General features: G+C 75.6%; 1 protein-coding gene. It reads left to right on the forward strand.

The genetic code is table 11. The features are described 5' to 3' along the window. The first annotated feature begins 13 nt into the window (after positions 1-13). A complete protein-coding gene (locus tag C8E97_RS15370; protein ID WP_121006128.1) occupies positions 14-13,843 on the forward strand; it encodes a type I polyketide synthase in 13,830 nt (4,609 codons plus the stop codon). The last annotated feature ends 2 nt before the right edge of the window (positions 13,844-13,845 follow it).

The following is a 13,845-nucleotide window of genomic DNA, read 5'->3' on the forward strand; positions in this document are numbered from 1 at the left end:
GTGGACCCCTGAGATGTCGAACGAACAGAAGCTGCTCGAACACCTGCGCTGGATGACCGGTGAGCTGCGGGAGACCCGCGACCGGTTGCGCGCGGCGGAGGACGCCGCGCGCGAGCCGGTGGCGATCGTGGGCCTGGCGTGCCGGTTCCCCGGCGGCGTCGACACGCCCGAGCAGCTGTGGCGGCTGCTCGACGCGGGCGCGGACGCGGTCGGCCCGTTCCCCGACGACCGGGGGTGGGACCTCGACGCGCTGTTCGACCCCGACCCGGACCGGCCGGGCACCACCTACGTGGACTCGGGCGCGTTCCTCGCCGACGCGGCGGGCTTCGACCCGGCGCTGTTCGGCATCTCGCCGCGCGAGGCGCTGGCGATGGACCCGCAGCAGCGGCTGCTGCTGGAGGTCACCTGGGAGGCGCTGGAGCGCGCGGGCCTGGACCCGCTGTCCCTGCGCGGCAGCCGGACCGGCGTCTACACCGGCACCAACGGGCAGGACTACGGCTCGCAGGGGAAGGTGCCCGCCGAGCTGGAGGCGCACATCGGCACCGGCACGGCGAGCAGCGTGCTGTCCGGCCGGGTGTCCTACTCGTTCGGGTTCGAGGGCCCGGCGGTCACCGTGGACACGGCGTGCTCGGCGTCGCTGGTGGCACTGCACCTGGCCGTGCAGGCGCTGCGCAACCGCGAGTGCGATCTGGCGGTCGCGGGCGGCGCGACGGTGATGGCGACGCCGGGCGCGTTCACCGAGTTCAGCCGCCAGCGGGGGCTCGCGGCCGACGGCCGGTGCAAGCCGTTCGCGGCGGCGGCGGACGGCACCAACTGGGGCGAGGGCGCGGGTGTCGTCCTGGTGGAGCGCCTGTCGGACGCGCTGCGCAACGGTCACCGGGTGCTGGCCGTGGTGCGCGGCACGGCGGTGAACCAGGACGGCGCGTCGAACGGGCTGACCGCGCCCAACGGCCCGGCCCAGCAGCGGGTGATCCGGCAGGCGCTGGACAGCGCGGGGCTCGCACCGTCCGATGTGGACTTCGTGGAGGCGCACGGCACGGGCACCAGGCTGGGCGACCCGATCGAGGCGCACGCCCTGCTGGCCACCTACGGCCGCAACCGCCCCGACGACCGGCCGCTGTGGCTGGGCTCGGTGAAGTCCAACCTCAACCACACGCAGGCCGCAGCCGGCATCGCGGGCGTGCTCAAGGTCGTCCTCTCGCTCACCCGCGGCAGGCTGCCCAGGACCCTGCACGTGGACGCCCCCACGCCGCACGTGGACTGGGCGTCCGGCGCGGTGCGGCTGCTCACCGAGGCCCGCGACTGGCCGCGCGGCGAGCGGGTGCGGCGGGCCGGGGTGTCGGCGTTCGGCGTGAGCGGGACCAACGCGCACGTCGTGCTGGAGGAGGCGCCCGAGGTCGAACCGGCGACGCCGGTGGCCGACGACCGCGCCGTGCGGGCGTTCCCGGTGTCCGGCAAGGACGCGGCGGCGCTGGCCGCGCAGGCCCGGCGGCTGCTGGACGTGGACGCCGCCCTGCCGGACCTCGCGCACACCCTGGCGACGCGCCGGGCGGCGCTGGACGAGCGCGCCGTCGTCGTGGCGGGTGACCGGGCGGGGCTGCGCGCCGGCCTGCGCGCGCTGGCCGACGGCACGCCCTCGGCGTCGGTGGTGCGCGGTTCGGTGCGGTCGGGCGGGCTCGCGTTCCTGTTCACCGGTCAGGGCGCGCAGCGCGCGGGCATGGGGCGCGGGCTGCACGCGGCGTTCCCGGTCTTCGCCGAGGCGTTCGACGCGGTCCGCGAGGCTTTCGGCCTGCCGCTCGGCGATCCGGGCGCGGGGCTGATCGACCGGACCGAGCACGCGCAGCCCGCGTTGTTCGCGGTGGAAGTGGCGTTGTTCCGGTTGTTCGAGTCGTGGGGCGTGAAGCCCGACTTCGTCGCCGGGCACTCGATCGGTGAGCTGGCCGCCGCGCACGTGGCGGGTGTGCTGTCGTTGGAGGACGCGGCCACGCTGGTCGAGGCGCGCGGTCGGCTGATGGGCGCGCTGCCCGAGGGCGGGGCGATGGTCGCCGTGCAGGCGGCCGAGGACGAGCTGGTCCTGACGCCGGGCGTGTCGGTCGCGGCGGTGAACGGTCCGTCGTCGGTGGTGCTCTCCGGTGTCGAGCAGGAAGTGCTGGCGATCGCGGAGAGCCTTGCGGCGCAGGGACGGAAGACCAAGCGGCTCACCGTCAGCCACGCGTTCCACTCGGTGCTGATGGAGCCGATGCTCGCCGAGTTCCGCCGGGTCGCGGAGGGGCTGGCGTACGCCGCGCCGACGATCCCGGTCGTCTCCACGGTGACCGGCGAACCGGTGTCCGCCGAGTGGGCCTCCGCCGAGTACTGGGTGGACCAGGTGCGCCGGCCGGTCCGCTTCGCCGACGCCCTCGCCGCGCTGCACGACCGGGGCGTCCGGACCTACCTCGAACTGGGCCCGGACGGCGTGCTGTCCGCGCTGGGCCGCGAGAACCTGCCCGACGACGTCGCCCTGACGCCCGCCCTGCGCGGCGACCGGCCGGAGGCCGAGACCGCCACGACCGCCGTCGCCGCGCTGCACGTGCGCGGGATCGCCGTCGACTGGGACGCCGTCCTGGGCGGCGGCGGGTGGGTGGACCTGCCGACCTACGCCTTCCAGCGGCAGCGCCTGTGGCTGACCGGCGCGGTCGCCGACACCGCCGACCCGTGGACCTACCGCGTGCGGTGGCACCCGGTGGACCTGCCGCCCGGCGCGCCGTCCGGCACGTGGGCCGTCGTCGCGCCCGCCGACCCGGACGGCGCGGAACTCGCCGCCCTGGCGGCGCGGGCGCTGGAGCGGCACGGCGCGCACGTCGTGCCGACCACCGGCGCGGTGCCGGACGCCGTGGCGGGCGTGGTGTCGTTCCTCGCGTTCGACGACCACGACCCCGCCGCGCCCGCCGGCCTGGCGAAGCTGCTCGACCTCGTCCGGGCGGTCGACGCGCCGGTGTGGGCGGTGACGCGGTCCGCGGTGTCCACCGGGCGCGGCGACCACCTCGCCCATCCCGCCGGCGCGGCGACGTGGGGCCTGGGCCGCGTGGTCGGGTTGGAGCGCCCGGAGCGGTGGGGCGGCCTGGTCGACCTGCCCGCCGAGGTCGACGACCGCACCTGGGACCGGTTCGTCGCGGTGCTCGCGCAGGGCGTCGAGGACCAGGTGGCGATCCGGTCCGCCGTCCTGGGCCGCCGCCTGGTCCGCACGGCGGCGACCGGCGAGCCCTGGACGCCGCGGGGCACCGTCCTGGTCACCGGCGGCACCGGGGCCCTGGGCGCGCGCGTGGCGCGCCTGCTGGCCCGCTCGGGCGCGGAGCACCTGGTGCTCGCCTCGCGCCGCGGACCGGGCGCGCCGGGCGCGGACGAGTTGGCCGCGGAGCTGCGCGGGCTCGGCGCGGAGGTGACGGTGGCGGCGTGCGACGTCGCCGACCGGGACGCCCTGGCCGCGCTGCTCGCCGACCACCCCGTGCACGCCGTCGTGCACACCGCCGGCGTCCTCGCCGACGCCGTCGTGGACAACCTGACCGCCGACGCCCTGGCCGACGTGCTGCGCGCCAAGGCGGTCGCCGCACGCAACCTGCACGAGCTGACCGGCGACCTGGACGCGTTCGTCCTGTTCTCCTCGACCTCGGGCACCCTCGGCAACCCCGGCCAGGCCGCGTACGCCGCGGCCAACGCCTACCTCGACGCCCTCGCCGAGCACCGGCACGCCGCCGGCCTGCCCGCCACGTCCGTGGCGTGGGGCCCGTGGGCCGCGTCCGGCATGGCCGCCGGCCTGTCCCGCCGGCTGCGCGACGCCGGCGTGCCGCCGATGGACCCGGACCGCGCGCTCGACGCGATGCTGCGCGCGGTGGGCGACCGCCGGGCCGCGCTGACCGTGACCGACCTCGACTGGGCGCGCTTCGCGCCCGGCTTCACCGCGACCCGGCCCACCGCGCTGTTCGCCGAGCTGCCGGAGGCCCGCGTCGCCGCGCCGCGGCCCGAGCCGTCCCGCCACGCCTTCGCCGACCTGCCCGCCGCCGACCGCCTGCCCGCCCTGCTCGACCTGGTCCGGTCCCGGGCGGCGGCCGTGCTCGGGCACGCGTCGGCCGCGCGGGTCGCGCCGGACCGCGCGTTCCGCGACCTCGGCTTCGACTCGCTGACCGCGCTGGAGCTGCGCACCGCGCTGGGCACCGCGACCGGCCTGAAGCTGCCGGCCGGCCTGGTGTTCGACCACCCGACCCCGACGGCGCTCGCCGCGCACCTGCGCGACGAGCTGTTCGGCGCCGAATCGGAGGCCCCGGTCGCGGCGGCGGTCGACGCGGGCGACCCCGTGGCGATCGTCGGCATGGCGTGCCGGTTCCCCGGCGGGGTGTCCTCGCCGGAAGACCTGTGGCGGCTGGTGGAGTCGGGCGTCGACGCGGTGTCGGCCTTCCCCGACGACCGCGACTGGGCCCCGGGTGAGGACCCCGGCTACACGCCGGTGGGCGCGTTCCTGCGTGACGTGGCGGAGTTCGACGCGGGTTTCTTCGGGATCTCGCCGCGTGAGGCGTTGGCGATGGACCCGCAGCAGCGGTTGCTGCTGGAGACGTCGTGGGAGGCGTTCGAGCGGGCCGGGATCGACCCGGCGACGGTGCGGGGCGGTCGCGTCGGCGTGTTCGCGGGCACCAACGGCCAGGACTACGCGGACGTGGTGTCGGTGTCGGCGGACGACGTCGCCGGCTACGTGGGCACCGGGAACGCGGCCAGCGTGCTGTCCGGTCGGGTCGCGTACGCGTTCGGGCTCGAAGGCCCGGCGGTGACGGTGGACACCGCGTGCTCGTCGTCCCTGGTGGCGCTGCACCTCGCCGTCCGCGCGCTGCGGTCGGGTGAGTGCGACCTGGCCCTGGTCGCCGGTGCCACGGTGATGTCGACGCCGGAGTCCTTCGCGGAGTTCGGCCGTCAGGGCGGGCTCGCGGCGGACGGTCGGTGCAAGGCGTTCTCGGCGGCGGCCGACGGGACGGGGTGGGGCGAGGGCGTCGGCGTGCTGCTCGTGCGCCGGCTGTCGGACGCGGTGCGGGAAGGGCACCGGGTGCTGGCCGTGGTCCGTGGTTCGGCGGTGAACTCCGACGGCGCGTCCAACGGCCTGACCGCGCCGAACGGTCCTTCGCAGCAGCGGGTGATCCGCCAGGCGCTGGCCGACGCGGGTGTCGCACCGTCCGAAGTGGACGCTGTGGAGGCGCACGGCACCGGCACCGCCCTGGGCGATCCGATCGAGGCGCAGGCGTTGCTGGCGACTTACGGTCAGGACCGCGACGAGCCGTTGTGGTTGGGTTCGGTGAAGTCGAACCTGGGGCACACCCAGGCGGCGGCGGGTGTCGCCGGGATCATCAAGATGGTCATGGCGATGCGGCACGGCGTGTTGCCGAGCACGTTGCACGTGGACGAGCCCACGCCGCACGTGGACTGGTCGGCCGGCGCGGTGGAGCTGTTGACCGCGAACCGGACCTGGCCCGAGGTGGACCGGCCGTGGCGCGCGGGTGTGTCGTCGTTCGGTGTGAGCGGCACCAACGCGCACGTCATCGTGGAGGACTACCCGGCGCAGCCGGCACCGGAAGCCGCCGGGCGCGACGTCCCGCTGCCGTGGTTGCTCTCGGCCCGCGCCGCCGACGCCCTGCCGGCCCAGGCCGCCCGCCTGGCGTCGCTCGACGCCCCGGCGCGCGACGTCGCGCACTCGCTCGCCACCACCCGGTCCGCGCTGGAGCGCCGGGCCGTGCTGCTGGGTGACGACCCGCGTGCGCTCGCCGCCCGCTTCGCGGAGGGCGTGGTCGAACCCGGTGTGGTCACCGATGACCTTGCCGATGGCAAGGTGGCGTTCCTGTTCACGGGTCAGGGTGCGCAGCGGGTCGGGATGGGTCGTGAGCTGTACGGCGCTTTCCCGGTGTTCGCGGAAGCGTTCGACGCCGTGTGTGCTGCTCTTGACATGCCGTTGGGCGAGTTGGGCGCGGGTGAAATCGATCGGACGGAGTTCACGCAGCCGGCGTTGTTCGCGGTTGAGGTGGCGTTGTTCCGGTTGTTCGAGTCGTGGGGTGTGAAGCCCGATTTTGTTGCGGGGCATTCGATCGGTGAGCTTGCTGCCGCTCATGTGGCGGGTGTGTTGTCGTTGGATGACGCTGCCACGTTGGTGAAGGCGCGTGGGCGGTTGATGGGTGCGTTGCCCGAGGGTGGCGCGATGGTCGCGGTGCAGGCGACCGAGGCTGAGTTGGATTTGACCGAGGGTGTGTCGGTTGCGGCGGTGAACGGGCCTTCCTCGCTGGTGTTGTCGGGTGTGGAAGAGGAAGTGCTGGCGGTCGCGGAGAAGCTTGCGGCGCAGGGTCGTAAGACGAAGCGGTTGGCGGTGAGTCATGCGTTCCACTCGGTGTTGATGGAGCCGATGCTGGCCGGGTTCCGCGAGGTCGCGGAGTCGTTGGCGTACGGCGATTTGCTGGTTCCGGCGGTGTCGACGGTGACGGGCAAGCCGGTGACGGACGAGTGGCGGTCGCCGGAATATTGGGTGGGGCAGGTGCGGCAGGCGGTGCGGTTCGCCGACGCCGTGACAACCCTGCACGAGCAGGGCGTGCGGACGTTCCTCGAACTCGGTCCGGACGGCGTGCTGTCGGCGCTGGGCCAGGAGGTCGTCGCCGAGCCGGGTGGTTTCGTCGCGGCGCAGCGCAAGGACCGGCCCGAGGCGCGGACCGCGGTCGAGGCGGCGGCGCGCCTGCACGTGCGCGGCGCGGCCGTGGACTGGGCGGCCTACTTCGCGGTGGCGGGTGGACGGCGCGTCGACCTGCCGACCTACCCGTTCCAGCGCAAGCGGTACTGGCCCCGGCCGGCGCGCCCGGTGGGCGACCTGGCGGCCTTCGGGCTGTCCGACGCGGACCACCCGCTGCTCGGCGCCGCGGTCGAGTCGCCCGATTCCGGCGCGGTGCTGTTCGTCGGCGCGCTGTCCGCGCCTGCCGGGTCGTGGCCGGCGGACCACGTGGTGTCCGGCTCGGTCCTGCTGCCCGGCACGGCGTTCGTCGAACTCGCGCTGCGGGCCGGCGACGAGGTGGGCCTGCCGCACCTGGAGGAGCTGACGCTGTCCGCGCCGCTGGTGCTGCCGGACCGCGGCTCGGTGCGGTTCAACGCGGTCGTGGCGGCACCCGACGGGACGGGCCGCCGGACCGTGACCGTGCACGCCCGCCACACCGACACCGACCCGTGGACCGTCCACGCGTCCGGCACGCTCGCCCCGGCGAGGCCCGTGCCCTCCCCGATCGCCGAGTGGCCGCCCGCCGGCGCGGAACCCGTCGCCGTGGACGACCTCTACCCGGCCCTGGCGGACCTCGGGCTCGCCTACGGCCCGCTGTTCCGCGGGCTGCGCGCGGCGTGGCGGCGGGACGGCGAGGTGTTCGCCGAGGTCGAGCTGCCGGAGGCGGCCGACGCCGCCCGGTTCGGCATCCACCCGGCGCTGCTGGACGCGGCCCTGCACGGCATCGCGCTCGGTGGCCTGACGTACGACGACGAGGGCGGCGGACCCCGGTTGCCGTTCGCGTGGCGGGACGTGGCGCTGCACGCGGTGGGGGCGACGTCCCTGCGGGTGCGCATCACGCCGACCCGGCCGGGCACGGTCGCGCTGGAGGCGTGTGACGCCACCGGGGCCCCGGTGGTCTCGGTGGGGTCGCTGGCGCTGCGCCCGGCGGCACCGGTCGCGTCGACGGCACCGCAGGACCTCTTCCACGTCGCCTGGACCCCTTGGCGCGCACCGGACGCGGACGCGAGCGTCGCCGTGCTGGGCATCGACCCGTTCGGGTCGGGGCTGCCCGTGCACGCCGCGGTGGCCGACGTGGCGGCGGCGGCCCCGGACGCCGCGCTGCTGGTGCTCCCCGACACGCCGCCCCACCTGGCCGGCGCGACGGCGGCCGACGTGCTGGGGGTGCTGCGGCAGTGGCTCGCCGACGACCGCCTGGCCGACACGCGCCTGGTCGTGGTGACCCGGAACGCGGTGGCCGTCACGGACGAGGAGGTGCCCGGCGCGGGGCACGCCGCCGCGCGCGGTCTGGTGCGGTCGGCGGCGACGGAGAACCCGGACCGCTTCCTGCTGCTCGACGTGGCCGGCTCGGGTCCGGGCGCGGCGCTGGTCGGCGGCCTGATCGCCGCCGGCGAGCCGGAGGCGGCCCTGCGGGACGGCACGGTGTTCGTGCCGCGCCTGGCCCGCACCACCGCCACCCCGGCCCGGCCCGACTTCGGGTCCGGCGCGGTCCTGGTGACCGGTGCGGCGGGCGCGCTCGGCCGGCTGGTGGCGGACCACCTGGTGACGCGGCACGGCGTGCGCCGGCTGGTGCTGGCGGGCAGGCGCGGCGCGCAGGCGCCCGGCGCGGCCGACGTCACCGCGCGGCTGACCGCCGCCGGCGCCGAGGTCGAGTGGGTGGCCTGCGACGTCGCCGACCGGGAGGCCGTGCGCCGGCTGTTCGCCGACCACCCCGTGACGGGTGTCGTGCACCTGGCGGGCGTGCTGGACGACGGCGTGCTGTCGTCGCTGACGCCCGAGCGGCTCGCGGCGGTGCTGCGGCCCAAGGCCGAGGCCGCGTGGCACCTGCACGAGCTGTCCGGTGAGCTGTCCGCGTTCGTGCTGTTCTCGTCGGCCGCCGGTGTGTTCGGCGGCGCGGGTCAGGGCAACTACGCCGCCGCGAACGCGTTCCTGGACGCGCTCGCCCAGCACCGCCGCGCGCTGGGCCTGCCCGCGACCTCGCTGGCGTGGGGTCCGTGGGCGGGCGAGGGCATGGCGGGCGCGCTGGCCGACGCCGACCGCGACCGGCTCGACCGGGCCGGCGTCGCGGGCTTCTCGCCCGAGGAAGGGCTCGCGCTGCTGGACGCCGGGTTGGCGGCGGACCGGGCGCTGGTCGTGCCGCTGCGGATCGACCTCGACCGGGTCCGCGCCGACGGCGTGCCACCGCTGTTCCGCGGCCTGGTCCGCGCGCCGGCGCGGCGGGCGGCGGCACGCGGGGCCGACCGCGCCGCGAACGGCCTGGTCGACCGGCTGACCGGCCGGACCGCCGAGGAGCAGACCGCCGTGCTGCTGGAGGTGGTGCACGGCCGGGTGCGCGCGGTGCTCGGATACGGTGACGAGCTGCTCGACGCGGCGAAGTCGTTCCGCGACCTGGGGTTCGACTCGTTGACGGCGGTGGAGCTGCGCAACGCGCTGTCCGGGGAGACCGGCCTGCGGCTGCCCGCGACGCTGGTGTTCGACCACCCGACGCCGGCCGCGCTCGCCGACCACCTGCGCGGTGAGCTGGTGGGTGGCGCTGCACCCGTGACCGCCGTCCCGGTGGTGCGACGGGTGGACGACGACCCGGTCGTGATCGTGGGCATGGCGTGTCGGTACCCCGGCGGGGTGTCCTCGCCGGAGGGGTTGTGGGAGCTGGTCGCGGGCGGTGTGGACGCGATCTCGCGCTTCCCGGTGAACCGGGGCTGGGACCTCGGGCGGCTCTACCACCCGGACCCCGCGCACCCTGGCACCACCTACACGGATCAGGGTGGTTTCCTGCACGACGCGGCGGAGTTCGACGCGGGGTTGTTCGGGATTTCGCCGCGTGAGGCGTTGGCGATGGATCCGCAGCAGCGGTTGTTGCTGGAGACGTCGTGGGAGGTGTTGGAGCGGGCTGGTGTGGACCCGTTGTCGTTGCGCGGCAGTCGGACGGGTGTGTTCGCGGGTGTCATGTACTACGACTACGGCGCTCGGCTCTCGTCGGTGCCCGAGGATGTCGAGGGCTATCTCGGTACGGGCACCGCGGCGAGCGTGGTGTCGGGTCGGCTTTCCTACACGTTCGGGTTCGAGGGTCCGGCGGTGACGGTGGACACGGCGTGTTCGTCGTCGTTGGTGGCACTGCACCTCGCCGCACAGGCGCTGCGCAATGGCGAGTGCGACATGGCGTTGGCCGGCGGTGTCACGGTCATGTCGACGCCTTACACGTTCATCGACTTCAGTCGGCAGCGCGGCCTGTCCCCGGACGGTCGGTGCAAGTCCTTCTCCGCTTCGGCCGATGGCACCGGCTGGGGTGAGGGTGTCGGCATGCTGCTGGTGGAGCGGTTGTCGGACGCTCGCCGGTTGGGGCATCCGGTGTTGGCGGTGGTCAAGGGTTCGGCGGTGAACCAGGATGGTGCGTCGAACGGGTTGACCGCGCCGAATGGTCCTTCGCAGCAGCGGGTGATCCGGCAGGCGTTGAGCAGCGCCGGCTTGACTCCGTCCGAAGTGGACGTGGTGGAGGCGCACGGCACCGGTACCACGCTCGGTGACCCGATCGAGGCGCAGGCTTTGCTGGCGACTTACGGTCAGGACCGTGACGAGCCGTTGTGGTTGGGTTCGGTGAAGTCGAACCTGGGTCACACGCAGGCGGCGGCGGGTGTCGCCGGTGTGATCAAGATGGTCATGGCGATGCGGCACGGCGTGTTGCCGAAGACGTTGCACGTGGATGAGCCGTCGCCGCACGTGGACTGGTCGTCGGGTGCGGTGGAGTTGTTGTCGGCGTCGCGGGAGTGGCCTGCGGTGGGGCGTGCGCGGCGGGCGGCGGTGTCGTCGTTCGGCATCAGCGGCACCAACGCCCACGTGATCCTCGAACACGCCGAGGACGACGCACCCGCCGACGTCGTCACCGTGCACAGCCCCGTGGTGCCGGTCGTGGTGTCCGCCAAGGACGACGACGCACTGCGCGCCCAGGCACGACGCCTGCGCGACCACCTCGTCGAGCGGGACATCGCGCCGGTGGACGCCGCGTGGTCGCTCGCCACCGGGCGTGGCGCACTGGAGCGGACGGCCGTCGTCGTGGCGGCGGACCGGGACGAACTGCTCGCCGGGCTCGATGCGGTCGCCGACGGTCGCGCCCCGGCACGGGCCACCGGCACGACGGCTTTCCTGTTCACGGGTCAGGGTGCGCAGCGCGTCGGGATGGGCCGTGAGCTGTACGACGCCTTCCCGGTGTTCGCGGCAGCCTTCGACGCGGTGTGCGCCGCGTTCGACATGCCGTTGGGCGACTTGGGCGCGGATGAGATCGATCGGACCGAGTACACCCAGCCGGCGTTGTTCGCGGTTGAGGTGGCGTTGTTCCGGCTGTTGGAGTCGTGGGGCGTGAAGCCGGACTTCGTCGCCGGGCATTCGATCGGTGAGCTGGCCGCCGCGCATGTGGCGGGTGTGTTGTCGTTGGAGGACGCCGCCACGTTGGTGAAGGCGCGTGGCCGGTTGATGCAGGCCCTGCCCGAGGGTGGGGCGATGGTCGCGGTGCAGGCCGCCGAGAACGAGGTCGAGCTGACGCCGGGTGTGTCGGTGGCGGCGGTGAACGGGCCGTCGTCGGTGGTGCTCTCGGGTGTGGAAGAGGAAGTGCTGGCGATCGCGGAGGGCTTCGCGGCGCGTGGGCGCAAGACGAAGCGGCTCGTGGTGAGTCATGCGTTCCACTCGGTGCTGATGGAGCCGATGCTGGCCGAGTTCCGGGTGATCGCCGAGTCGTTGGCGTACGGCGAACTGCTGGTTCCGGCGGTGTCGACGGTGACCGGCAAGCCGGTGACCGACGAGTGGCGCTCGCCGGAGTACTGGGTCGGTCAGGTGCGGCAGGCGGTGCGGTTCGCCGACGCCGTCACCACGCTGTGGACGGCGGGCGCGACCAAGTTCGTCGAGGTCGGGCCCGGCGGGGTGGTGACGGCGATGGCGGCGGAGTCGCTGCCCGCCGACGCGGTCCTGGTGCCCGCCCTGCGCGACGGCGCGGAGGCGCGCGCGGTGACGTCCGCCGCGGCGGCGGTGGGCGCGGACTGGCGGAAGGTGCTGGCCGGCCGGGGCGCTCGGCGCGCGGACCTGCCGACCTACGCCTTCCAGCGGCGGCGGTACTGGCTCGACGAGACCCCGAGCCCCGCGGCCGACCCGGTGGACGAGCGGTTCTGGGCGGCCGTGGCCGGCGGCGACGTCGAAGACCTCGCCCACACCCTCGGCGTGGCCGACACCGCGGCGCTGGACGCCGTGCTGCCCGCGCTGTCGGCGTGGCGCAAACGCGAGCGCGAGCAGGCCGCGGTGGACGGCCGGCGGTACCGCGTCGAGTGGGCACCGGTCGCGGTGGCCGGCGGCCTGCGCGACCAGGTGTGGCTCGTGGTCGCCGCCGACGGCGACGAGTGGGCGGCGTCGGTGCGCGCGGAACTGGCCCGGCACACGACCGTCGTCGCCGCCTCGGTGGACGCCCTGCCCGACGCGGCGGGCGGGTTCGCCGGCGTGGTGTCGTTGCTGCCCGCCGAACCCGCGACGCTCGCGCTGGTGCAGGCGCTCGGCCGGGCGGGGGTCGACGCGCCGCTGTGGTGCGCCACCCGCGAGGTCGTCGGCGGCGTCCGGCCCGAGCAGGGCGGCATCTGGGGCCTCGGCCAGGTCGTCGGGCTGGAGCACCCGGAGCGGTGGGGCGGCCTGGTCGACCTGCCGTCCACCGTGGACGAGCGGATCGGCGGCCTGCTGGCGGCCGTGCTGGCGGACGGCTCCGAGGACCAGGTGGCGGTGCGCGCGGCCGGTGTGACGGCACGCCGGCTGGTGCCCGCCCCCGCCTCCGGCGCGACGTGGACCCCGCGCGGCACCGTGCTCGTGACCGGCGGCACGGGCGCGTTGGGCGCGCGGGTGGCCCGCGCGCTGGCCGGGGCGGGCGCGGAGCACCTGGTGCTGACCAGCCGCGGTGGCCTGGGCGCGCCCGGCGCGGTGCGGCTGCGCGACGAGCTGGTGGACCTGGGCGTCGAGGTCACGGTCGCGGCGTGCGACGTGGCCGACCGGGACGCCGTGGCCGGGCTGCTCGACTCGCTGGACGGCCTGACCGCCGTCGTCCACGCCGCCGGCGTCACCAAGGACGTGCCGCTGGACCGGTTGACGCCCGAGGACTTCGCCGAGGTGTGCGCCGCGAAGGTCGCGGGCGCGTGGCACCTCCACGAGCTGCTGGGCGACCGGCCGCTGGACGCCTTCGTGCTGTTCTCCTCCATCGCGGGTGTCTGGGGCAGCGCCACGTCGGGCGCGTACGCGGCGGCCAACGCCGCCCTCGACGCGCTCGCCGAGCACCGCCGGTCGCGTGGCCTCGCCGCCACGGCCGTCGCCTGGGGGCCGTGGGCGGGCAGCGGCATGGCCGCCGACGAGGACGTCGCCGAACGGCTCCGTGCCCGCGGCCTGCGGCCGATGGACCCGGCGGACGCGGTGACCGCCCTGTGGCGGGCGGTGCCGGACGACACCGCGGTGGTCGTCGCCGACGTGGACTGGGCCCGGTTCGCCGAGCTGTTCACCGCGGCCCGGCCGCGCCCGCTGATCCGCGAGGTCGCGCCGGCGCGACCGGCACCGGTGGCGCAGGCCGCGGAGGCGACCGCCGAGCGGCTCGCCGCGCTGCCGCCGGCCGACCGCGCGCGCGTCCTGCTGGACGTGGTGCGCGACCAGGTCGCCGCCGTGCTCGGGCACGGCTCCGGCGCGGCGGTCGACGTGGACCGGCAGTTCCGCGAGCTGGGCTTCGACTCGCTGACCGCGGTGGAGCTGCGCACCGCGCTCACCGCCGCGACCGGCCTCGCGCTGCCCGCCACGGTCGTGTTCGACCACCCGACGCCGCTCGACCTGCGGGACCGCCTGCTCGCCGAGCTGGCGCCCGCCGACGCGGCCGGGTCCGACGAGGACGCCCACCTGCGGCACGTCCTGGCCACCATCCCGCTCGACCGCCTGCGGGCGGCGGGACTGGCCGGCGTCCTGCTCGACCTCGCGCGGGACCCGGCGGACGCACCCACCCCGGCCGGCGTCGACGTCGACGACCTCGACGTCGACGACCTGGTCCGCCTCGCCCTGGACCAGGGCGACGCCTGATG

The sequence above is a fragment of the Saccharothrix australiensis genome, assembly GCF_003634935.1.
Taxonomy (GTDB): domain Bacteria; phylum Actinomycetota; class Actinomycetes; order Mycobacteriales; family Pseudonocardiaceae; genus Actinosynnema; species Actinosynnema australiense.